The sequence below is a fragment of the Streptococcus sp. IsoGale022 genome (assembly GCF_031142805.1).
Lineage (GTDB): Bacteria > Bacillota > Bacilli > Lactobacillales > Streptococcaceae > Streptococcus > Streptococcus sanguinis_A.
Genome location: NZ_JAKZJI010000004.1, coordinates 68,984 through 91,576, shown reverse-complemented (window position 1 = coordinate 91,576; position 22,593 = coordinate 68,984). Strand labels below are relative to the sequence as shown.

The following is a 22,593-nucleotide window of genomic DNA, read 5'->3' as shown; positions in this document are numbered from 1 at the left end:
GTTATAATTTTTTATGAAATTATCTAAAAATTCTAATCTTTACTGTTAAGGAGGTCTGGATGCTCTTCAAAAAGTCAGAAAATCACAGATTTTCTCGCTATATCTGCCTACTCTTGCTTCTCATCATTTTTCTGGCTTTCTCCCTCTTTTTAGCTGTATCTTTGGGATCGGTCACTATTGATATACAGGATACTTACCGGATTATTTTCAGCAAGCTCGGCTTTAGCCTTGGCACAGGCAAACTATCGTCGTCTACAATCGCTATTGTTTGGAACATGCGGGTTCCAAGAGTGCTCTTGGGAATCCTAGCTGGTGCTGGCCTTTCTGTCTGTGGCAGCGTCATGCAATCTACTGTCAACAATCCCATCGCAGAGCCTTATATCCTAGGAATTTCAGCGGGTGCAACCTTCGGAGCCACACTGAGCATTATCTTAGGGCTCAAATCCATTACTGGCACAGGTGCCTTTATAGGAGCCATTCTGGCATCGGCAGTGGTCCTTTTTATCGCATCCATGCAGGGAAAAATGACGACAAGCAGCCTGATTTTATCAGGAACAGTTGTAAATGCCCTTTTTATCGCCTTTTCCAACTTTATCATTTCCGTCGGTGCCAATGCTGACAGCCTTATGACAATCAAGTTCTGGACCATGGGCTCACTGGCCGGAACTTCTTGGTCAGATTTTGCCTTGCCGGCTCTTGTTGTTGGTCTCTCCTTTTTGTTTTTCTGTTCCCAGTATCGTATTTTCAATACTATGATGATGGGGGACGAAGCAGCTTTGACACTGGGGGTACCTCTGCATTTTTACTGGTTCCTTTATATCACAGTTGTCGCAATAATGACTGCGGTGCTGGTTGCCTGCTGCGGCATTATCGGCTTCGTCGGACTAATCACTCCGCACATTGCTCGAAGATTAGTCGGTACCAACTACAAAAGGCTCTTTCCTATCGCTACCCTTCTCGGCTCTCTCTTTCTGGTCTGGGCAGATGTTTTGGCTCGAATTTTGGTCAAAAATGCCGAGCTGCCGATTGGAATCTTCACTGCTTTGGTCGGTGTACCCTTCTTTATCTATATTGTAGCCAAAAGCCGAAAGGAGGTAAGCAGCTGATATGGATCTAACTTGCCAAAATATCCACTATGCTGTCGGCCAAAAAGAAATCTTAAGAGGGATTTCACTCAAGGTCGAGGGAAATCAGTTTCACACCATTTTAGGGCCTAACGGAAGCGGCAAAACTAGTCTGCTCAAAACCATCTACCGCCAAATCAAACCTGACAGCGGGGACATTTATCTAAACGGTAGGCCACTTGAACAGGTCAGCATAAAAAAAGCAGCCCAGAAAATAGCCGTTGTAACTCAGTTTAACCATCTTCAGTTTGACTGCACCGTCCAAGAAATCGTCATGCTGGGCAGGACGCCACATCTGTCCCTTTTTCAAAAAGAGAACGAAAAAGACTATTCCCTCGTCCGTCATGCCTTGAGGCAGGTGGACATGCTTGACAAGGGAGAGCGAACCTATCTATCCTTGTCTGGTGGTGAGAAGCAAAGAGTCCTGCTGGCACGCGCTTTGGCCCAGCAGCCAAGCCTACTGCTCCTAGACGAGCCGACCAATCATCTGGATATCAAATACCAGCTGGATATGCTGCGTATCGTCAAAGACCTGAACATCAATGTTTTGGCTGTTTTACACGATATCCAACTGGCTTGTCGGTATTCAGACTATTTGTACCTCATGAAAGGAGGTGAGATTGCATACCAAGGCGCTCCAAAGGAGGCCATCACCCATGATTCACTGCAAGCCGTTTACGGTATTCAGAGCAAAGTAATCTGGACCAAGGATCGACAGGCCATGATTCAGTATCTATAAGAGCCTGCTCTCAGCTTTATCTATACAAGCTCCAAGCCCAAGAAAGGAAGGCAATATGAAAAAAACACTCAGTATCTTACTCGTCGCAACTGCTGCACTGACAATGGCAGCCTGCAATTCTTCATCTAAAGAAAGTACGAAAGAAAGCTCAACTTCACAATCTTCCTCCAAAACAGAAAGCGCGAAAAAGAGCACAGCAGAGACAAAATATCCAGTGACAATCAAAACTTACGATGCCGAAGGCAAGGAGATTGATCAGGTCTTTGAAAAGGCACCGGAAAAAGTCATCACCAACAACCTTTCGACGACCGAAATCTTGATCGAACTAGGATTGAAAGACAAGATTGCCGGCATGCTCAATCCAGACAATGATGTCACAGATAAATACAAGGCTGATATTGCCACCATTCCGCAAGTCGGCGACAAGAAAACCGTATCACAGGAAACTGTGCTATCCTATGAGCCAGATGCTCTTCTTGGCCGAAACATGATGTTTTCCGAGAAATCTCTGGGGACAGTCAGTGCCTGGAATGAAAACAAAATCCCTGTCTATACACAGAAGGCTTCCCTGTCCAATACCAAGCAAGACCTAGGCAATATCGTTGAAGATGTCAAGAATATAGGAATCATTTTTAATGTCCAAGACAAGGCCAATCAGTATGCTGACCAGCTGCAGGCAAGAATTGATGGTGTCAAGAAAACCAATAAGGCTAGTCAAGGGGAAAAGAAAAAAGCGCTCATCATGTGTGCCTACAACGATGAGACTTTCGGTGCTTATAAGTCAGCCCTGCAGGAGAGTCTGCTCAACCAGCTCGGCTATACCAATGTAGCGACTGGAACCTCTGACCTAACCTTGGAAAATCTGGTTTCTATGGATCCAGAAGTCATCATCTACGTAACCAGCGACCGCAACAAGGCCATGGATGAGCAAGCAGTTGATCTAATGAAAGCCAATCCAGTTCTGGAAGATGTCCCAGCGGTCAAAAATCAGAAAATCATGACCATCTCCTATGATGAGTTCATGGATTATGGACCTGCTGTAATCGACTCACTCGAGAAAATCAATGACTTTGTCAATAAATAAGACCTTTGTCTGGGAGGGTATCACTGTCAATATTGCCCTGCCCCAAGATTATGACGGATCACGACCTTATCCAGCAATCTTGCTAAATGATGGACAGATAAACTACCTAAGCAAGCTTTCTCCATCGGTAATTTTGATCGGACTGATATCAAACAACAGGCTGGACGATTATACACCCTGGAAAGCCAATGCTCTAAAGCCTGACAATCCCGATTTTGGCGGCAGAGCAGATAGCTACCATCAGAAACTATTCAACGGTATATTAGCAGAAATCAGACAGCACTACCTACTGGATGACAAGAGAATTGCCTATGGTGGCTACTCTCTCGGTGGACTAGCGGCTGTTTACAATCTCTATAGTTTCTGCGAAGTTCCCTGTGTTTTTTCTATCTGCGGTTCCTTTTGGTACCCAGGTTTTACCGGCTTTTGCGGGACACAGGACTTGAAAAACAAGGACTGTCTAGTCTATTTGCAGAATGGAAAGACTGAAGGCGCGAATCATTCAAACCGACTTTCCAAAGCTCCTTTTTATGCTGAAGAAATTCATCGCTTGATTCAGAAAGAAATCCTTACCTCTTGCTCCGTCTTTGATCCTTACGGTCATCATGAAGCTCTCAAAGAGCGCTATGCTGCCTTTTCCGACTGGCTGGCCACACAATGGCATCTCAACTAATGCTTCCCTTTGTCACTCACAGCAGCTGACAAAGGGATTTTTAGTTTATTGCTGTACGTAAAAAAGACTCTCACCAGTAAAATGGTAAAAGTCTTGAGTAGAAAGATTTATTCAGTCTTCTCCCCCGCCTCTAGTTTCAACAGAAAGGCTTTTTTATCAAGGCCGCCGGCATAGCCGGTCAACTTGCCATCACTTCCGACAATCCGGTGGCAGGGAATCAGAAGGGAAATGGGATTATGGCCGATGGCACTACCGACTGCTCTGGCCGAGCCAATTTTTCCATACTCAGCCTGCAACTCCCGCAAAACATCTGAATAAGTAGACGTTTGTCCATAGGGAATCTTCCGCAGCACTGTCAGAACCTTGCTTCTAAACTCAGTCACTTGAGGTGCCAATGGAATCTCATCTGTCGCAGGATTTTCTCCCTTAAAATAAGCATCCAACCAAGCAGCAACATGCTGGCTAACTTCTGTCTCCTCCTGCTGCGCTTGCTCCAAATCGTAGCCTGCCCCAAAATATTTCTGACCCTCTAGCCAAAGTCCCAACAAGGCATTTGCGTCTGTCAAGATGAGAATCCGGCCAATCGGTGATGCATAATAAGTCTTGTACATATTTTTTCTTTCTTCGATTTTCTTAATATGCCTTATTATACCACTCTTGTCTTAACTTTAGCCACAATTCCATCTGGGTCTGTGACTTCTAGCTCTTGGGAGCTAATCCATCGGACTGGCGCCTGTAAGTCCAGAGCATTTTCATAAATAGCTACTAGGTCTTCTTTTCCTTCTACTTGCGCCTCAAAATAGGCTAGTCCCAGTTGCTTGGGTTGCCGATGATTCAAGTGAGAACCTCCCCATTCATTGACGGCTACATGATGATGGTAGTTTCCTGATGCCAGCCAGCTAGCAGAAGGTACAGAAAATTTGTCCTCCAAGTCTAAAAGCTTTTGGTAAAAATGACTAGCTGCTCTGCTATTTTTCACAGACAGGTGGACATGACCCATACGAGTGCCTTCAGCAATACTAAATGGTTGGACTTCCTGACCTAGTTCATAGATTTCCTGAGCCGCGAGCGCTTCCGTCACTCCGATAATGCGGCCATCTTCTCGGATATCCCAATCAGCCTGAGGCTTGTCCCGATAAAGCTCAATGCCGTTGCCTTCTGGGTCCTCCAGATAAATGGCTTCACTATAACCGTGATCCGCCCCTCCAACCATAGGAACTTTACTTTCTGATAAGTGCTTCAGGATATCCGCCAAGGCTTGACGGCTTGGAAGTAAAAGCGCCAGATGATAAAGACCGTAAGCAGACTTAACGGACTGCCGATCACTGGTCGCTAAGAGTCTCACCAGCGCTTGTCCGTCCCTGCCCAAAGCCACCTCTCCGTCCTGCTCTTCCAAAAGTTCCAGGCCTAAAACTCGCTGATAAAAATCCTTTTGTCTTGCTAGGTCAGCTACATAAAGTGCCACCTCTCCTAGATAAATCTTGCTTTGATATTCAAAAGTCATATACTTTCTCCTCTCTTAAATTTTAAATGTTAGCAGATTTCCCGCCTAATCTTTTTTTATTTCTCCAAAATAGAGATAAGTTCCTTGATACGGATGCCTGCCTTTCCATTTACTCCGAAAGATTATTTTAAATTGTAATTATTTGTGTTACATCTATTAGTATAGCACATTTTAATGTAATGTCAACAATTACATCTCAGAATATTATTCACCAAAAAAACAATCTGCTCACTGGGAAACAGATTGTTCTTTAATTTCTTTCTCGGTTGCTGCGACGACCTCGTCGAGGCTGGTCTGAGCCAATTCAGCTTCCATGGCTGCCTGAATAGCCGCCAAGCGGTCGTCTAAGACATTGTGAATGTTCTTGCCGATAGGACAGTCTGGATTGGGCTTGTCATGAAAGCTAAAGAGCTGGCCGCTCTTGCCCAGACACTCAACCGCGCTATAGACATCCAACAGGCTAATGTCTTTCAAATCTTTGGCAATCTCTGCTCCTCCAGTCCCACGAGCAACGGTAATCATCCCGGCATTCTTGAGCTGGGACAGGGTCTTGCGAATAATAACTGGGTTGACGCCAACACTGCCGGCAAGAATATCACTTATCAGTTTTTGTTTTTTCCCCTCCAAAGCCAGTACAATCAGCATATGGGTGGCAATGGTAAAACGGCTAGAAATCTGCATTTTTCTCCTCCCTCATCATTTTCTCTCACTATTATGTCTCAAAAATGGTGTAACTTCAAGAGTTACGACTGGACTTTAAGAAAGCTGCAATCTCATCTGCATAGCCTTCCCGCTCACTGATTTCCCTCAGCAGGTCGTGGTTATGGGTATGGTGGATACCATTGACCAAGCTCTCCCGATAAATCTCATAGTAAGGCAAGTGGAGCTCCCGAGCCAATCTCAGCTCCTGCTCCACATCATAGGCCACGCGCCTCAGGTCAACATCAGCCAGACCCGTCTCATCTATCTCTAAAATGGCATACTGGGCTCGCAAGTCCTGACGCAAAGCCGAATCTAGAAAGAATGGCTGACCAATAGAGCCGGGATTGATAATCAGCTGGCCCTTAGTCCCGTAGCGGAGAAACTGCTGGTGAATATGACCATAAACAGCGACAGCGCAGTCGTTTCCCTCGAAAAGTCGGTCGAAATCACTCTGCTCGCCAATATGAATCAGCTCCCGCCCCCAATTCTTATCTGGCAGATGGTGGCTAACCGCAATCTTCAATCCCTCTACTTCTGTCAGGAGCTGCAGAGGAAGTTCCTGCATGCGGTCAATCTCTTCAGGACTGATTTCCTCTAGGACAAAATGGCAGAGCCGAGTCAGATAGAGATGGCTGGGACGTGTCAAGTCTAACTTTTGGTGCAGGGCATGCCAGAGACTGTCTTCCCAATTCCCTCTGACCTGGAGGCTAATTGACAGCTGCTCCATCCTATCTAAGATATTTCTGCGGCCGGTTCCTGGCAGGAGCAAATCCCCCAAAAACCAATAATCTGTCACCTGCTGGCTTTTCGCATCCGCCAGCACCGCTTCCAAGGCTGTGCTATTCCCATGCACATCTGATAATAAGGCAATTTTTCGTGTCATCGTGTGTCTTTCTCTTTCTTTACAAGGAATATTATATCAAAGTTCAAAAAAACTTCCACCCATCAAGTGAGTGAAAGTTTTGAAATGTTTTTTTAATTAATCAACAGATTTGAGGGCTTCCAGCATATCTACCCGTCTGAGACGGTAGTTGACAAAGAAGCCAAGTAAGGTCAAAATAAGAGTCACTGCTGTTAGAGGAAACAGATAGACGGAGAGACTTACTTGAGTATTTAAGCTAATAATGCTAGGCGCAACCTTCTCAATCAAAAAACGATGCAAGAAGAAACCACCTAGAAGCCCAACTGCCATCCCAATCACTGAAAGAATAATGGTCTCTCGATAGATATAGAGAGTCACTTCCTTATTATGGAAGCCCAGAACCTTGATAGTGGACAGCTCGCGAATCCGCTCAGCCACATTGATATTGGTCAGATTGTAGAGAATGACAACTGCTAGAAGAACGGAGATCACCACCAAAATAAGCATCGTATTATTAAGAGAATCAGCTAGAACGTTGAACTGCTTCACCATGCTAGCATTTTGTGAGACACTCTTGACAGACTTGAGGCTCATAAATTTATTGGCCATATTGACAATATTTTTACTGGAAGAATCCTTGAGCTGCACTAGATAAGTATTTTTCTCAGGTTTTTCCCCATAAATCTTCTGATAGTCAGTCGCCTTCATAAAGGCAAAATGCCCAAAATGATTCTCATTGACTGCTGCGAGCTTGACAGGCTTGCCACCCAGCTCTATACTGCCACTGGGGCTAACTCCAGCTATGCGAGCCAATTTATCCGAAACGACTACACCATCTTTAAGGGTCAGCTTCTCCTGGTTGTTGGGACTTTCCATAGAAATAAAAGGTTCAAAATTTTCTTTGTCCGTGACCATCAAAGTGACTGTTTCTGTCTCTTTTCTTCCTTTGTATTTCTCTGTCAAGGTTTCACTATATATCTCCTGATAATCAGCAATCGAATCATCTGCCAGCATCTTTTTCAGCTTTTCTTGCTCAGCCTGATTCTCTCCAGGATTGACAGCCACAATCAAGTCGTATCGCAGAATCTCCTCAAACTGACGTTTGGGAATACCACCGATAGAAGATTGGAGTCCTAGACCGGCAAAGAGCAGGGCAACGGATCCTGCTACGCCAAAGATGGTCATAAACATCCGCTGCTTATAGCGAAAGATATTGCGGGCAGTGACTTTATGAGTAAAACTGAGCCGTTGCCAAATGAAGGTCAGTCTCTCCAAAAATATCTTAGAGCCCTTTACTGGAGGCTTGGGCAAAAGCAAGTGGGCTGCTTCTTCTGTTAGCTCCCGTCTTGCCACTAAATAGGCAGGGAGAACACTGGATAGAAGGGAGAGTCCAAGGGCAAGTAAACTATAGGAAACATAAAAATATGCATGAGGGGCAGAAAGCACCATGCCTCTGGTAATAATAGAAGAAATCACTCCCGACAAGAAATAATGCCCCAGCAGAATCCCTATGAGGGTACCGAGACTCCCCGCCACCAAACCGTAAAGAGCAAACTTGCGAATGATGTCACGGCTATGATAGCCTAAGGCCTTAAAGACACCTGCATTTGTTCGCTCTTCATCGACAAAGCGAGTCATAGTGGTAAAGGTTACCATCGCTGCCACCAGATAGAGCACCACCGGGAAGATATTACCAATCGACGCAATACTATTCATGGAGTTTGTATACATATGGTAGCCATTACCACCTGGCAGGGACTTGCGGTCATAGCTATGATAGGTCGGCTCTTTCAAACGACCTAGATTTGCCTTAGCGTCAGCTAGCTTGTCCTTGCTAGCTGATAAGTCTTTCTCTGCCTGTGCGAGGTCTGCTTTTTTCTGATTGAGCTGGGACTCAGCTTCCTGAATCTGCTGCCGGCTCTGACTGAGCTGATCGGGAGCTAGGATAGAAGCGGCTTGAGCTGCCGCTAGCTGGGTTTTTTGCTGGTCTAACTGACTCTGAGCTTGCTCTAACTGTTTTTTACCTTGGGTCAGCTCACTCTCAGCCTGAGCAATCTTATCTTCACCCTTCTGAATGGTGCTTTTGGCATCCGCCTCTAATCGCTTAAACCGGTCCGCTCCATTATCCGCTAAGCTCTTGTCCAAAGCAGTCTGGTGCTGCTCCAAACGTTCCTGATAGCTTGCTGAAAAAGGAGCTAGCTTTTCTAAATCATGATAGCGCAGGCGGGCAATACTGTAAACATCTGTATCAAAGACCTTGGGGCTGACTACAGCATAGGCTGATAAAGCCCCGCTGCCACTAGTCGCATTGCCCAAATTTCTATCAGACCAGAGCTCTGCCGAGTTGACAAAGCCCACGACCTTATAGGTCTTGTTTTTCAGAACTGACGGCCTGCCTGCTTTTTCGGTCAGATCAATCTCCTGACCAAGCTTGTATTTTTTAGACCAAAAACTAGCTAGGGCAATTTCTTGCTCATTTTTAGGAAGACGGCCTGAGGTCACTTGAAAGTTTGAAATATCCTTGGTATCCGAGAATACTCGGAGGGCCTCCTCGTCGACGGTGACATCTGTCAGATAGCCAAACTCGACATCGGCTCCCTTGATAGCTTCCAGCTCTTTCTGATCCGCTGCATCCAAACCATAGTCCGCCATAACAGCCAAGTCCATGGTTCGTTGCTCTTTCAAGTAATCTGTTGCTGTTCTGCGCATATTGGGGGGAGCGACCTTAAGTCCCACGAGAGCTAAAGAGCCCAGCATCATGAGGATTAAAATAGATAGGAAACGTCCTTTAGAGCTAGTGAAGGAGCGCAGAATATCTTTCCAATAAATCTTTCTCTTCATATCAATACTCCAATGTACTTATGTCCTGAGGCGATTCATTCACCGTAACACTCTTGACTCTCGCATCGTGCATGCGGATAACCCGGTCAGCAATGGGAGCCAAGGCAGCATTGTGGGTCACGATAATCACCGTCGCTCCTTGATTACGGGACATATCCTGTAAGATTTGCAGCACTTGCTTGCCGGTATTGTAGTCTAGAGCTCCTGTCGGTTCATCGCAGAGCAAAATTTTGGGATTCTTAGCTACAGCCCGAGCGATGGACACCCGCTGCTGCTCCCCTCCTGACAGCTGCGCTGGGAAGTTATTGAGCCGCTTTTCCAGACCAACTGCGGTCAGAGCGGCCACTGGGTCTTGAGCATTCTTGACGATTTCAGAAGCCAATTCCACATTTTCCTTAGCCGTCAGGTTAGGCACCAAATTATAAAACTGAAAGACGAAGCCCACGTCATTGCGGCGATAGTCCGTCAGCTGGTGGGAATTGTAGTCAGCAATATTCTGGCCGTCTATCAGGATGTCTCCCTCATCATTGGTATCCATACCGCCAAGGATATTAAGTACCGTAGACTTACCGGCACCAGAAGCACCCAAAATAATGACCAGTTCTCCCTTTTCAATCTCAAAAGAAATATCGTGATTGGCGACTATTTCCGTATCCCCCATCTGATAACGTTTAAAGCTATGTTTCATTTCAATATATGCCATATCGCTTCTCTCCTTTTCAAACCTCATCTCCTTAAATAGACAAGGTGTTGATTCTAAATCACAGATATTATATAATGAGCTTAGATAAAAAGCAATAATCAAAAATCAACAAAGTGTTGATTTAAGCGAAAAGGAAGAAAAATGGCCCAGAAACGAAAAACTACTACTAAAGAAGACATCAAAGAAGCCTTGATCCAGCTACTATCAGAGGAAAGATTTGATACTATCTCTATCAGTAAGCTCTGCAAACGGGCAGGGATTAATCGCGGCACCTTCTACCTACACTACGAGGACAAGTATCAGATGATTGATAGTTTTAAAAGCGAAATTATTTCCCAACTTTCTAGTTATAGCTTGTTTGAAGCGGAGAACGAATATCCCCAAAAGTTAATGATAGCAAAATTTCATATACTGCGTGCTAATGAGCGTCTTATCAATGCACTGACCAGAAGCCATTATATTGACTTTCGAGAGGCTATTCGGGAGTACATAACCACTATCATTCTGAGTGACAAGCAAGAGACTGCTACCCAGCGTTTTTTAGAGGAGAACTTTCAGATTCCTCCGAAATATGCACTGGAAATCTTCCTATCCAGTGTTGAGGGGATTATTTCTCTTTGGATAGCCGGTGGTGCTCAAGAAGAACCCGAAGAAATCACGGATATGATTTTAACTACTTACAACTATGATTATTTGAGATAAGGGCTCTAGCTTGAAGGCTGACCTAGACAAAAGTCGTTTTTTCCACTAAGAAAGGCCGAACATTTTGCTCGACCTTCTTTTTATTTTAGATTAGTTTTTCTTTGTTTTCTTCAAAAGGAAGAAGACTCCTGCTAGGATAATCAAGCCTGCAAGGCCCATGATGGTGACTTGCTCACCTGTTGATGGCAGGTCTTTTTTCTTGGCCTTGACGGACTGCTCATTTCGATACTGCACTTGGTAAACAGAGAAATGATTGGTCGTGAAGCTGATAGTCTGATTTTGATTAACCGTTACATCAAATTTTTCAACCTGTTTGCCATTTTCATCCAAAGCATAGACGGCGTCTACTGGCAGGTCTTTGCGGACTGGGATCGTCAAAAGGGTTGGACTGACCTGATGTACCGGCTGACCATTCGGATCGGTCAAGCGAATGTCATAGGTATCTGTCGGCTGATTCTTGCTTTCCAGTTTTTGCACAGACAGCTGAAGACCGGCCTTGACTAAGTCAGGATTTTTCAAGCGAATGCCAGTTGCAACATCCACCAAGCTGTCATCTTCTACATTGACTTCCGTCCGGCTATCAGAGCTGCTGGAAGTTGCTGAAGAGGAAGAACTGGATGAGCTTTGAGATGACGAAGAGCTGCTAGAATCTTTGCTGGAGCTGGAAGGAGTAGTTTTTGTTGCTTCCTTGATTTTAGCTTCCATTTCAGCTTCTAGCTCTTTCATTTCCTTAAAGACTTGCGCTGCTCGAGCCTGTGTTTCTTCTGTAACTTTTGCTGAAGAGTCTGGCAGAGCTGCATTGGATACATCCAGAGCATTTTGCTCCTCAATAAAGCGGGCTTCCAAGGCCTTCCACTTGTCTTGAACAGAAGTGCCAAAAAGGTCCTGATGCTTGGCCGCCATATCGTAGATATGAGATGCTACCCAGTACCAAGAGTCTGGACTGTAGCTTGTTGTATTGGCCTTATAAGCATCGTAAGTATCTGTGATATTACCATTATAAGGCAGGTAAGGTGAGAAGCGCGGACTGCCTACTGCCAGCCACATAGTGCCTCCGCCCATATTGGCTGGAACGCCGTCTTTGAGCTGGAAGATATGAGCTTCCATAACATTTGGGTTGCCCAACGGATATTTGTAAACAGGATCTGTCGTACCACGTTGTGGCAGCCCCTTACCATCTAGCTCCATTTGGTCCAGCGGTTTGAACTGAGTGCCCTCAAAGCGATTGCGCTGCATAGCCATGACATCTGCTACACTGATCTTTCTATCTGTTGAGTGCATGAGCTCAAAGTAAGAGTCGTTATAAGACACGGCCGCATTTGGATCTAGACTGGTGATACCTGCCCAGGCACGTGAACGATCTGCCTCTGCCATCGGTGGATTGTAGGACTGAGAAATGTGGAATTTCCCGTCAACTTCTTTATAAGAATTAGCTTGCTTGGCTACATCCTGAACACCTTTTGAAGCAATGACATTTTCTGTATCATCAAAGTCAACACTGCCCAAGAAGAAAGTATTAGGAAAGACTGCATACTTGTCATCTGGGAATTTAATAGCAACATATTGGTGGCCAGATAGGATTTCCATATACCAGACACCAGTCTTATCAGCAATGGTGATAATATTCCCCTCTGCTGCTCCCTGCTCTCTGACAATCTGCGCCATCAGCTCCACACCCTGACGGGCAGACTGAACGTGGGGCAGAACGACAGTTGTCAGGATAGACTCAGCCAAGCCATTTTCTACATAAGGGTCCACCTTTTGAATGGCATCATTGGCCTTTGCAGAAACTGTCGCAGAAATCGAAACACCGTACTCATTGAAGCCAACCTCGTCAAAAATACCTTGGGATGGGGTCACATCTGATACCGAGGTATACTTGTAGCTTTCTGCCGGCAGGGTCCATTCAAAGCCGTTGGTTTCATCGACCAGCTTGGCACCACTTGCATTGGTCTTTCTCGGATGAACCAGAAAGACCTTATTGTGATTGGGCTCCAAGTCCTCTGTCCGACCGTAAAGCGTCGTGCCGTCTGCTGTTAGGTTTTTCCCGACGATAAATCCTGTGCAGGCTTCAACCACTTGGAAAGGAAAGAGAAAAATGGTCGAAAGAGCTAACAAGGAACGAAATAATATTTTTTTCATAAAAATATCTCCTTTGTTTTTGTAAAAAATTACAAAATTAAATACTATATTCAGTATAGCCTTTTACTCCAGGTTTTGCAAGCGATTTCAAGTTCTTGTTTTATATATTTCCTGAAAATTATTTAAATTTCTAAATCTGTCTTTTTCTCCTTCAAAACCAGTCGGTAAACTTCTATAAAAGTAGCAACGAGAAAGGCAAATAAGAAACCGACAACGATGTTAATTCGATGCTCTGTTTCGAAGAAAGGAGAGTTCCAAACGAAGTGATTAGCAACTGTTGATACGACGCACCAGAGACCAAAGAGGCGGTATTTCTTGTAAGCCGTGGAGAAGAGAAGATAAACTCCAACGGTTACCACTGCTGTATAGAGAGTATGTGAAGCCAATCCGCCAGCAATTCGGCCAACTGCTTCTAAGGAACCACTATATTGTCCTCCGAAAGTCACTCTGGATACATAGCCAATATCCTCTATGACTTGAAAGCCAAAACCCGAACTCAGCCCAGCGATTAAGACTGACTGAATATCCTTGCGCCCCAAAATGTAGAGAGCCGCAAAGGCTGTCAGAGACTTGAAAAATTCCTCTGCAAAAGGAGCTGTCAGCGCATTGGTCCAATCATTGAAAACAGCTGGATCCTTGATAAAGTTAGAGTTAATAATATCAATCAAGCTATTGCCTGCAAAGCTTAGCCAGCCAGAGATAAAGGCACCTCCAAAGAGAGCTGTTCCTAGAACGATCATCTCAACCGATAACTTCTTGGCGAGTTTTTTAATCAAGAAATAGAAAGGCAGGAAAAAAGCAGCTAAAACAGCTAAGTTCAGAATCAAGTCGCGGCCAGCTTCTAAGGTGACTTCCTTTTCCGCCATGGAGCCTAGCTCAAACTGCAAGCCGATACCGGCTAGGAGCAAGTAGATATAGAGAGCAATTCTTCTTGTTTTATTCATGACTGTCTGCTCCTTTTCTATTTTTTCCTTTGACAAGATAAATGGCTATTCCAATGACAGTCAACACAAAGATGCCTCCTGCAATAGCAATATCGTAGTCAAAATCTTCTAGACGAATTGTCTCTTCTGTGTCAGAGTCCTCTGACTCCTCAATCTCTTCTAAAGCACTTGTACCATATTCGGCCACAACCTTATCTTCAGCAATCTTCTGAATTTCCTTGAGGCGCTTAAAGACTGAATCCGCTCGCTCCATAGAATCTTTTGTTGCTTTCAGACTGGCTTGTTCTGGCTGTTCAGACAGACTAATCTGCTCGCTGTCATGAGCAGGCTGTTCCTCCATCCATTGACTTTCCATACGCTCAATTTCACTGCGAATAGAGCCATCTTCAAATAGTTCTGGATATTTTGCAACCAAATCATTGATGCGGCTAACAGTCCAATACCAGGAATTCTCATTATAAGCTGTACTCATTTCTTGATAAGGCTGAGAGGTATTGCTGATATTGCCATAGTAAGGAAGATAGGGCGCATTGCGCGGACTTCCCATAGCCAACCAAAGAATTCCTCCTCCAGTAGAGGCAGGTAAATTATCCTTGAGCTGGAAGATGTGAGCCTCCATGACATTTGGATTGGAGATTGGATATTTATAAACTGGGTCTGCTTTGGTTTTATCAGGAATCCCTTTTCCGTCTAACTCCATCTGATCTTGCGGTTTGAAGTCTGTTCCTTCCAAGCGATTGCGCTGCAAGTTCATGGCATCACGCAGACTAAGCTTGTCGCTGGTTGAGTGCATGAGTTCAAAGTATTCATCATCATATTGCACATCTGCATTGGGATCCAGCGCCTTGATACCAGACCAAACCCGAGAGCGGTCAGCTTCAGCCAGCGGCGGATTATAGGATTGAGCCACATGGAAGCTGCCATTGATTTCCTTATAGGTGCCAGCATCCTGCGCTGTTTTCTCAAGATCAGCTGAAAGAATCGTGTTTTCACTATCATTTTTATCTACACTGCCTAGGAAAAATGTATTGGGAAAAACAGCGTATTTGTCATCTGGAAACTTGATGGCAGCGTATTGGTGGCCAGAAAGGATTTCCATATACCATACACCCGTCTTGTCAGCAATTATCACGATATTGCCTTCTGCCGCTCCTTTTTCTCTGACAATTTTGGCTAAGAGTTCCACTCCCTCTTTAGCTGTTTTCACATGAGGCAGGACTACAGAAGTTAAAGCAGATTCAGCGATACCGTCCTTAACATAAGGGTCTACTTTTTGAATATCATCATTAGCACTGGCTGATACTGTCGCAGATATAGAAACGCCTTCCTCATTAAAACCGGCCTCATCGAAAACTCCCTGCTCTGGTGTCACATCCGGTACCGCCGTATACTTGTAGCTAACAGCTGGCAAATCAAAGCTAAAGCCATTGGTTTCATCTACGAATTTATCACCAGCCTTGTTATACTTGCGCTCCCGTACCACAAAATTCTTGTTGTGGTTGGGTTCCAGGTCCTCTGTTCGACCATAGAGAGTCGAACCATCCGTCGTCAAATCCTTGCCGATAATAAATCCGGTACAGGCTGAGACAGTCTGAAAAGGGAAGAGTGTAAGAAGCATCAAGGCTGGAATAGCCCAACTGAAAAATTTCTTTTTCATCAGTTTCTCCTTTGTATATTAATTGATAAAATATTTATCGCATATTTAGTATACTATTCTCTTACTATGGTTGCAAGCGTTTCCAAAACCTCTTCTACTGCCTAAAATGAATAAATTCCCCTGGGAAAAAATTACTCTAGCTCTATACCTAGCAGCCCCACCGAGTCTCTTGTATAAATTTCCATAGATTTATATCAAGCTGTATAAAAATTTTTTTGTAAAAGAAAAAAGCCAGATAAAATCTGACTTTAAAGATACGTGGCTGCGGAGGCACAACCCGCAGCCGCGCAAGTGTCGCAGGAAAGAATGGATAGGAGAAAAAGAACGAACTTCTCTCCTATTACCAAACTGGTTGTGCTTCATAGCTTAGATTATTTTACCGTCTTCTCTAGACAAGCAATCTTACCATACGCTGACCCGCTTATCTGGAGCCAGATACATGGCATCGCCTTCTTTGATTTCTGGATAAGTTTCATAGAAGGCCTCTACATTTTTGAGCTGCTGGTTGACCCGTAGCTCGGCCGGAGCATGGACATCCACCTTCAGGAGAAGTTGGTTATATTGCAAACTGGCCTTGCTTCTCCAGATATTGGCATAGTTTTCAAAGTAATTCTTCAAGTCTGCATCTGGATATTTCTTTTTAACGACTTCTAGAGTAGCTGAAAGTCCACCCGCATCGGCTACATTTTCTGTTACCGTAAGCTTGCCATTGACCTTGCCACCGTAGATTTCAATACCATCCCACTGCTTGGTAACAGCTTCAATTTTCTTGTCAAAAGCTTTCTTATCTGCTTCTGTCCACCAATTGTTCAAATTCCCCTCTTCATCAAAGTTTGCACCGTTTGAGTCGAAGGCGTGAGTAATCTCATGACCAATAACCATACCGATACCGCCGTAGTTCTTTTCCATCTCTTGCTTAACATCAAAGAATGGATTCTGCAGGATTGCGGCCGGGAAGTTGATACTGTTATTTTCCTGTGAGTAGTAAGCGTTGATATCATAGGAAGGCATCACCCACTCGGTCTTGTCTACTGGCTCAGAGAAATGGTCAACATCATATTGATTTTTTGCCTGGCTCAAAGCAATTGCATTTTCAAAGAAGGATTTTTTATCGTCCACTTTCAAGGCCTTAGTCACTTCGCGAACTTTTTCAGGATAGCCGATATAGAGTTTCATGGTATCCAGCTTCTTGACTGCTTTCTGCTTGGTTTCTTCTGACAGCCATTCGTTTTTCAGCATACGTTCCCGATAGACTTCCTTGATATCCTTGACCATTTGGGTCACTTCTTGCTTGGCTTCCTCACCGAAATATTTGCGTCCATAGTAAAGACTGAAGACATCTGAAAAAGTTCCTGTTGTCAGATCGTATGCTGCATCTTCTTTTGAAGTTGCTTCCTTAGTACCTTGCAAGGATTTTTGGTACTCTGCAAAAATCAGCCGATAATCATCGGTTAGAAAACTAGATGCTGATGCGGCCTGCTTCACAAGCATCCAAGATTTGATCTTACCAAAGTTCTTGTCGTTGACTACCTTGGCAAAGTTTTCATAATATTTAGGATTAGGAACGTTGACATCACCAGCTTCCTGGCCTAGATAGTCATTGATCATATCGTGAAACTTAAAGGTATCAGAGTAGGCATTGATTTCTTCAGCTGTCTTAGGATGGTGGAGATTTTTAACCTCCGAAGTTTCTTCATTACTTTGGGCATACTTGGCCAATTCTCCATCAAATTCTAAGGCTTCTTTGACAATCTTTTCGCTGTCTTTTTCACTGTAGCCCAGCTTTTGCAAGGCTTCTTTGAACGCTTTTTCCAGCGGATCCGTCATCCTTTTCTTAGCACCTTCATCTTCATAGTAGCTCTTATCCGGCAGCATCAGACTTGGACTGGACAGATTCACTTGTTTCTGATTGGTATTTTCCATGTTAGAACTAATTTCAAGGGTAAACGGCAGTGCTAGACCACGCTTTTCCCAGTCAACAGCCTTGCTAGCTAGGTCCTTCAGGTCGGACAAGTCTTCAATTTCCTTGAGATAGGACTTGAGAGGGGCTAGGCCATCCTTTTCCCGCTGCTTGAAGTCAGTAGCTTGCTGGTAGTATTTGATAAACTCAGGCATGCCTTCAATCGTTGACTCTTCTTTACCAGAGACTAGATTTTTGACATCCGCCTTCATCTTATCCTTGACCTGCTCGTTCAGCTCATAAAATACACCGTTAGACGGCTGGTCGCTAGGGATTTCTGCCTTTTCCAGCCATTTTTTATTGATGGCTTGATAGTAATTGGTCCTCACTGTGGCATTCTTATCAACCGGTGTCTCCTGAGGGACAAAGGTCTTATAAGCAAAGTAGCCACCGGCAGCCAAGATTAGGCCAGTCACAGTCAACGTTGAAGTTAGAATGATTTTCGTTCTTTTCTTCATGAGTTCCTCCTTGTATATTAAGTAAAATATAATTGACTTTTTTATTTTACTCATTTACTTTAACATATTCTTTTTTCCTCGTCAACAGAAAACTGAAGGTCTGGAAAAATTTGCCGCAAGAGGAGAAAATAAAGTCTTTCAGTCTGCTTTTAAAAGTGATCTGGTTTAGAGTCACACTTAAAGAAAAACTAAAGTTACTATCAGCTGCCCTGTTGCTTCCAGCTCTTTTCTCTCCTCCTTGCACTTTCTAGTATAGCCTCTAAACTTCAGATATTTCTCAAGAAATTCTAAAATATTTCTAAAGTTTTTTACTAAAATAAAAAGACTGAGACAAAAATGCCTCAGTCTAGCTTTATTATGTTCAAAAAATATTGTAGCTGCGACAATTTAAATTGTCTATCAGACCTTTTAAACCTGAACCTCAAAATAAGTGAGCAAAGCTAAATTTTAAAAAATCAACTTCTATCCTAGTATCTTCTACTGAATCTTTTTAGCCAGCATAGTCGCAAAGCGCAGCTGAATTCGATTGCCGTTTTCATCACGACGATGGAGGTGACCAGGATTTTCATTGTACTTAACCAGCTCCCAGTCTTTATAATACTCGGCAAGCTCGCCTTCCTTAAACGTAAAAGGAAAGGGAACAGAGCATGGGAAGTCTTCTGTATCCATAGCACAGACGATGAGATTGTAGCCGCCAAGCGCTGTATGCTCTTGCATATTGTGGATAATATCCGGAATCCGCTCCGCCTGCAGAAACATAAGGACAACAGTAGAAACGATCAAATCATAAGTCTGGGTCAGACTAGCTGAGTTGATATCGTAGCTACCCACTGGCAGATCTAAATCCTCCTGCTCCACAATACTACGTAAGATTTCCAGTGCCAGCTCATTCTGATCTACAGCTGTCACTTCAAAGCCCTGCTTGGCTAGAAAGAGAGCATTACGACCTTGACCACAGCCTAGATCTAATGCCCGTCCTGACCGGACTGTTTGCATAGCTTCCAAAACCTCTGAGTGAACTGGATTGCTGCCGTATTTCTTAGGGAAATAATCCTCAGGCCGACAGTAAAACTCCAAGTACCACTCCAAATCATCTGTCAAGGCTTCAACACGGTGCCATGCTTGGGGTTGGGCAAAAGGATTGTCCTGACCAGCCTCAAAGATGTGCTCAGCCAGCTCCTCACCTTCCTCTGACATCTCGATAAACTTAAGGCGTCCCTTGAGAACAGTGATTTTGCCCCAAGTTCCCTCTTTGGTATTGTGCTTTCTCTTTACTGTCTCTGGCATCGTCTCAGCCGTCCACAGCGGCATGCGTTTATAGGCTAGCAATTCTTCTGTCATAAAAAATCCTTTCTCTGAAAGCCAAGCTCCGAATAATCTAACTGTCTTTATCATACTCGAAAAGAACAGACTTGACAAGTGGCAAATTGGTCAGACCTTTTCTGTCTAGTAAAATTCGACAACGAACAATTTAAGATGGCTACTGTAGATGAGAATCACTAAGATAAAACTAAAAAGGGCGACGACTAAAGGAGCTATAATTTTTGTTTTTGCTTTCATCATATATTCCTTTAATTTTTTATTAAATTATAACATAATTTAATAAAATTGCATATCTGCTTAAAATATAACTCAACTATTCTGACTTTAAGAACTAAAAAAGACCGGTCGCCCAGTCTTTCATCTTGTATTAAAGTTCTTCATCTGTCTAGCGATGTCACGGTTTTGCTCGCGGCGTTTGATGGATTCGCGCTTGTCATAGTCGTGCTTCCCTTTGGCTAGCCCCAGTAGGAGCTTGGCATAGCCGTCCTTGAGATAGACCTTGAGCGGGACCAGCGTCATCCCAGTGCCCTTGGTCTCCTGCTCCAGCTTTTGGATCTGCTTCTTATGCAGCAGTAGCTTTCTGCGACGTTCAGGCTCTTGGTTCCAAATATTGCCCTCTTCATAAGGCGCGATATGGACATTGCTGAGCCAGGCCTCACCGTTCTTGATCTGAGCAAAGCCGTCTTTGAGATTGATGCGGGCAGCACGGACGCTCTTGATTTCCGTACCGGTCAGCACCATGCCAGCCTCGATGGTATCTACGATGGTGTAGTCGTGTCTGGCCTTTTTATTTTGCGCGACGACCTTTCCTTCTCCCTTTGCCATGCTTGGCTCCTTTCTTGACTAGTTCCTTGTAAAATGCCTTCTGGCTCTTGCCTTTCTTGGACTTCTTATCTTTCTTATCTCTGTAGCCTTTTTCTTTGGAAGAATGGCTGAGCTTGTCATCTTCACGGCGTCTCTTTCTGCCTGACTTGCCTCTGCCACTCTTGCTAGTCTTTTCTACCAGGTCAAATTCACTAGGCAGGTATTCAAAGTCAATCTCGCCCGTAGCCTTATCCGCTCGGACCAGCTTGATACGAATCTGCTGACCGACCTTGAAGACCACGCCTGACTTTTCGCCTTGCAGGGTCATCGTCCGCTCATTATAGCTGTAAAACTCTGGCAAGTTGGTGACATGAATCAAGCCTTCGACCGTATTGGGCAGCTCAACAAAGAGTCCAAACTTAACCACGCTTGAAACCACGCCGTCAAATTCTTCCCCAACAAATTCTTCCATGTACTCAGCCTTTTTCATAGCTTCAACTTCTCGCTCGGCTTCGATAGCTCGACGCTCCCGGCTGGAAGACTGACTGGCAATCTCTGGAATCACTTGCTCAAAATGCTCTGCTATTTCCTTAGATTTGCCATAATCACGTACCATCCGGTGAACCAGAAGGTCTGGATAGCGGCGAATCGGACTGGTGAAATGCGTATAAAACTCCGCTGCCAGACCATAGTGTCCGTGATTGTGCTCAAAGTAGCGTGCCTGCTGCATGGAGCGCAAAAGCATCATAGACAGGACATCCTCATAAGGCTGGTCTTTGACCGCCTCCATAATATCCTGCAGAGCCTGCTGACTCATAGAGCTAGCCGTCCCGTAAATCCGAATCCCAAAGCTAGAAGCGTAGTCGATAAACTTCTGCACCTTCTCAGCCTTAGGCTCCTCGTGGATCCGATAGATGAAGGGCAGATTTAACTTAGCAAAATGCTCAGCCACCGTCTCATTCGCCACCAGCATAAAGGACTCAATCATGCGCTCTGCAATTCCACGCTGACGCAGGACAATGTCCACTGGGCGTCCTTCTTTGTTGACCATGATTTTGGCTTCATTGGTATCAAAGTTGAGCGCACCTCGTTTAAAGCGCATGCTTTCCAGAATCTCATGCAGCTGGACCATGCTGTCAATACTAGGCACAATGGCCTTGAACTGCTCAGCTTTTTCCTGATCCCCTGCGATGATGTCGTTGACATCGCTGTAGGTCATGCGAAAGGTTGTCTTGATAACTGTCTGGGTAATACTATGCTTGACCACGCGCCCCTTGGCATCTATCTCCATGATCGCCGACTGGGTCAGCCGATCCACATTGGGATTGAGAGAGCAGATACCGTTGGACAGGCGCTCCGGCAGCATAGGCACCACGCGGTCGGTTACATAGACTGAGGTTGCCCGATTGAGGGCTTCCTTGTCCAGCTCAGATCCTTCTTTGACATAGTAGGACACATCTGCGATATGGACGCCTAGCTCAAAGTTGCCATTTTTCAGACGCTTGATATGGACCGCATCATCCAAGTCCTTGGCATCCGCTCCATCGATGGTAAAGGTAATCTCTTCGCGCAGGTCCAAACGCCCTGCCAAATCATTCTCAGTCGGTGCATCTGGAACTTGCTCGGCCTCTTCCAAGACTTTATCTGGAAAATCGGAGACGATATCCATCGACTCCAGCACTTCCAGTACATCAATACCAGGGTCGTTGACATGGCCGACCACATCGACCAGACTGGCCACAAAGAAATCGTGTTTCTTGGTAGGATATTTGTCAATAGCAACCTTGAGTACTTCTGTGCCATCTAGAACCAAGGCTGGTTTTTTGACATAAATAGGCTGGCTGATTTTCTGATTTTTCGAGCGGATGTAGCCGGCATACTTGGGCTTTTCCTCATCCAGAACCAGCTGCCCAACTGCCGACGTCAGGCTGTGCTCCAAAATATCGATAATCTTAGCCTCAGCTGATGTTCCCTTTATACGGTCTGCCACCTTGGTAATGACTACTTCCACTGTATCGCCATCAATGGCATGATTGACATCATTACGGCCGACAAAGAGGTCATCCTCTTCCTCATTCAGGGTGACAAAGCCAAAGCCATTCTTGTGGGCATGAAAAACCCCCTTAAGCGTCAGACGCTCCTGCTTTTTCTTCTCATAAAGCTCAATCCGCCCCTTATCATCAAAGCGAATCTGATGCTTCCTTTCCATCTGGGAGATGGTCTTGACCAAGCTACTAAAGTCCTTGGAAGACTCTTTCCCCAAAGCAGCCGCCAGCTCATCTACGCTAGCCTGCTGCCTGTCTTTTAAATATTCAATGATTTCTGATTTCATATTCCTCTTCTCTTGATGAGCATTTTCTTCATCCTTGCT

At 44.7% G+C, this 22,593-nt stretch carries 18 protein-coding genes; 5 read left to right on the top strand and 13 right to left on the bottom strand.

The window, feature by feature from the left end:
• The first annotated feature begins 59 nt into the window (after nt 1–59).
• The 4 genes from RG608_RS03580 to RG608_RS03565 are packed head-to-tail and all read left to right on the top strand — an operon-like array spanning nt 60 to nt 3,620.
• The gene (locus RG608_RS03580; RefSeq protein ID WP_308946550.1) at nt 60–1,106 is read left to right on the top strand and encodes an iron ABC transporter permease; all 1,047 of its coding nucleotides are present in this window, start codon (nt 60–62) and stop codon (nt 1,104–1,106) included.
• Between the two features lies 1 nt (nt 1,107).
• Complete coding sequence (locus tag RG608_RS03575) at nt 1,108–1,863, top strand: ABC transporter ATP-binding protein (protein WP_268687421.1); 756 nt, start codon at nt 1,108–1,110, stop codon at nt 1,861–1,863.
• Between the two features lie 55 nt (nt 1,864–1,918).
• Entirely contained in the window at nt 1,919–2,947 is a 1,029-nt protein-coding gene (locus RG608_RS03570; RefSeq protein WP_268687422.1) for an ABC transporter substrate-binding protein, read from the top strand.
• Complete coding sequence (locus RG608_RS03565) at nt 2,928–3,620, top strand: alpha/beta hydrolase-fold protein (protein WP_268687423.1); 693 nt, start codon at nt 2,928–2,930, stop codon at nt 3,618–3,620. The genes RG608_RS03570 and RG608_RS03565 overlap by 20 nt, the downstream gene beginning before the upstream one ends.
• Before the next feature lie 107 nt (nt 3,621–3,727).
• Here RG608_RS03565 and RG608_RS03560 read toward each other — a convergent pair whose 3' ends face one another.
• The 6 genes from RG608_RS03560 to RG608_RS03535 all read right to left on the bottom strand — a co-directional run bounded on the left by RG608_RS03560 (nt 3,728) and on the right by RG608_RS03535 (nt 10,232).
• Entirely contained in the window at nt 3,728–4,231 is a 504-nt protein-coding gene (locus tag RG608_RS03560) for a methylated-DNA--[protein]-cysteine S-methyltransferase (protein ID WP_268687424.1), read from the bottom strand.
• 35 nt (nt 4,232–4,266) lie between these two features.
• On the bottom strand, nt 4,267–5,124 hold the full coding sequence (locus tag RG608_RS03555; protein ID WP_268687425.1) for a VOC family protein: 858 nt from the start codon (nt 5,122–5,124) through the stop codon (nt 4,267–4,269).
• Nucleotides 5,125–5,352: 228 nt separating this feature from the next.
• A complete protein-coding gene (locus RG608_RS03550; protein WP_308946549.1) occupies nt 5,353–5,805 on the bottom strand; it encodes an Rrf2 family transcriptional regulator in 453 nt (150 codons plus the stop codon).
• Between the two features lie 55 nt (nt 5,806–5,860).
• Nucleotides 5,861–6,709 (bottom strand): metallophosphoesterase, encoded by an 849-nt coding sequence (locus RG608_RS03545; protein WP_268687426.1) that lies wholly within the window; start codon nt 6,707–6,709, stop codon nt 5,861–5,863.
• A 96-nt stretch (nt 6,710–6,805) separates the two neighbouring features.
• Nucleotides 6,806–9,529 carry an FtsX-like permease family protein gene (locus RG608_RS03540; protein WP_268687427.1) on the bottom strand — a complete coding sequence of 908 codons (2,724 nt, stop codon included), beginning with the start codon at nt 9,527–9,529 and terminating at the stop codon, nt 6,806–6,808.
• Nucleotide 9,530: 1 nt separating this feature from the next.
• A complete protein-coding gene (locus RG608_RS03535) occupies nt 9,531–10,232 on the bottom strand; it encodes an ABC transporter ATP-binding protein (protein WP_268687428.1) in 702 nt (233 codons plus the stop codon).
• A 141-nt stretch (nt 10,233–10,373) separates the two neighbouring features.
• Between RG608_RS03535 and RG608_RS03530 the strand changes: the two genes are divergently transcribed.
• Nucleotides 10,374–10,934 carry a TetR/AcrR family transcriptional regulator gene (locus tag RG608_RS03530; RefSeq protein WP_268687429.1) on the top strand — a complete coding sequence of 187 codons (561 nt, stop codon included), beginning with the start codon at nt 10,374–10,376 and terminating at the stop codon, nt 10,932–10,934.
• A 90-nt stretch (nt 10,935–11,024) separates the two neighbouring features.
• Here the strand turns inward: RG608_RS03530 and RG608_RS03525 are convergent, their stop codons facing one another.
• The 7 genes from RG608_RS03525 to rnr all read right to left on the bottom strand — a co-directional run bounded on the left by RG608_RS03525 (nt 11,025) and on the right by rnr (nt 22,554).
• Nucleotides 11,025–13,076 (bottom strand): C69 family dipeptidase, encoded by a 2,052-nt coding sequence (locus RG608_RS03525; protein ID WP_268687430.1) that lies wholly within the window; start codon nt 13,074–13,076, stop codon nt 11,025–11,027.
• 122 nt (nt 13,077–13,198) lie between these two features.
• A complete protein-coding gene (locus RG608_RS03520) occupies nt 13,199–14,020 on the bottom strand; it encodes a PrsW family glutamic-type intramembrane protease (protein ID WP_268687431.1) in 822 nt (273 codons plus the stop codon).
• On the bottom strand, nt 14,013–15,677 hold the full coding sequence (locus tag RG608_RS03515) for a C69 family dipeptidase (RefSeq protein ID WP_268687432.1): 1,665 nt from the start codon (nt 15,675–15,677) through the stop codon (nt 14,013–14,015). The genes RG608_RS03520 and RG608_RS03515 overlap by 8 nt, the downstream gene beginning before the upstream one ends.
• Nucleotides 15,678–16,079: 402 nt before the next feature.
• Complete coding sequence (locus RG608_RS03510; protein WP_268687433.1) at nt 16,080–18,149, bottom strand: M13-type metalloendopeptidase; 2,070 nt, start codon at nt 18,147–18,149, stop codon at nt 16,080–16,082.
• A 423-nt stretch (nt 18,150–18,572) separates the two neighbouring features.
• Nucleotides 18,573–19,436, bottom strand: a complete 864-nt coding sequence (gene tehB / locus RG608_RS03505) for an SAM-dependent methyltransferase TehB (protein ID WP_268687434.1) — start codon at nt 19,434–19,436, stop codon at nt 18,573–18,575.
• 339 nt (nt 19,437–19,775) lie between these two features.
• Nucleotides 19,776–20,243 carry an SsrA-binding protein SmpB gene (gene smpB / locus RG608_RS03500; RefSeq protein ID WP_002894882.1) on the bottom strand — a complete coding sequence of 156 codons (468 nt, stop codon included), beginning with the start codon at nt 20,241–20,243 and terminating at the stop codon, nt 19,776–19,778.
• Nucleotides 20,206–22,554, bottom strand: a complete 2,349-nt coding sequence (gene rnr / locus RG608_RS03495) for a ribonuclease R (protein WP_308946548.1) — start codon at nt 22,552–22,554, stop codon at nt 20,206–20,208. The genes smpB and rnr overlap by 38 nt, the downstream gene beginning before the upstream one ends.
• Between the last annotated feature and the right edge of the window lie 39 nt (nt 22,555–22,593).

Excerpts from the sequence above, each read along its gene's own strand:
- RG608_RS03580 (WP_308946550.1), top strand. The coding sequence starts at position 60 with ATGCTCTTCAAAAAGTCAGAAAATCACAGATTTTCTCGCTATATCTGC.
- RG608_RS03575 (WP_268687421.1), top strand. The coding sequence starts at position 1,108 with ATGGATCTAACTTGCCAAAATATCCACTATGCTGTCGGCCAAAAAGAA.
- RG608_RS03570 (WP_268687422.1), top strand. The coding sequence starts at position 1,919 with ATGAAAAAAACACTCAGTATCTTACTCGTCGCAACTGCTGCACTGACA.
- RG608_RS03565 (WP_268687423.1), top strand. The coding sequence starts at position 2,928 with ATGACTTTGTCAATAAATAAGACCTTTGTCTGGGAGGGTATCACTGTC.
- RG608_RS03560 (WP_268687424.1), bottom strand. The coding sequence starts at position 4,231 with ATGTACAAGACTTATTATGCATCACCGATTGGCCGGATTCTCATCTTG.
- RG608_RS03555 (WP_268687425.1), bottom strand. The coding sequence starts at position 5,124 with ATGACTTTTGAATATCAAAGCAAGATTTATCTAGGAGAGGTGGCACTT.
- RG608_RS03550 (WP_308946549.1), bottom strand. The coding sequence starts at position 5,805 with ATGCAGATTTCTAGCCGTTTTACCATTGCCACCCATATGCTGATTGTA.
- RG608_RS03545 (WP_268687426.1), bottom strand. The coding sequence starts at position 6,709 with ATGACACGAAAAATTGCCTTATTATCAGATGTGCATGGGAATAGCACA.
- RG608_RS03540 (WP_268687427.1), bottom strand. The coding sequence starts at position 9,529 with ATGAAGAGAAAGATTTATTGGAAAGATATTCTGCGCTCCTTCACTAGC.
- RG608_RS03535 (WP_268687428.1), bottom strand. The coding sequence starts at position 10,232 with ATGGCATATATTGAAATGAAACATAGCTTTAAACGTTATCAGATGGGG.
- RG608_RS03530 (WP_268687429.1), top strand. The coding sequence starts at position 10,374 with ATGGCCCAGAAACGAAAAACTACTACTAAAGAAGACATCAAAGAAGCC.
- RG608_RS03525 (WP_268687430.1), bottom strand. The coding sequence starts at position 13,076 with ATGAAAAAAATATTATTTCGTTCCTTGTTAGCTCTTTCGACCATTTTT.
- RG608_RS03520 (WP_268687431.1), bottom strand. The coding sequence starts at position 14,020 with ATGAATAAAACAAGAAGAATTGCTCTCTATATCTACTTGCTCCTAGCC.
- RG608_RS03515 (WP_268687432.1), bottom strand. The coding sequence starts at position 15,677 with ATGAAAAAGAAATTTTTCAGTTGGGCTATTCCAGCCTTGATGCTTCTT.
- RG608_RS03510 (WP_268687433.1), bottom strand. The coding sequence starts at position 18,149 with ATGAGTAAAATAAAAAAGTCAATTATATTTTACTTAATATACAAGGAG.
- tehB (WP_268687434.1), bottom strand. The coding sequence starts at position 19,436 with ATGACAGAAGAATTGCTAGCCTATAAACGCATGCCGCTGTGGACGGCT.
- smpB (WP_002894882.1), bottom strand. The coding sequence starts at position 20,243 with ATGGCAAAGGGAGAAGGAAAGGTCGTCGCGCAAAATAAAAAGGCCAGA.
- rnr (WP_308946548.1), bottom strand. The coding sequence starts at position 22,554 with ATGAAATCAGAAATCATTGAATATTTAAAAGACAGGCAGCAGGCTAGC.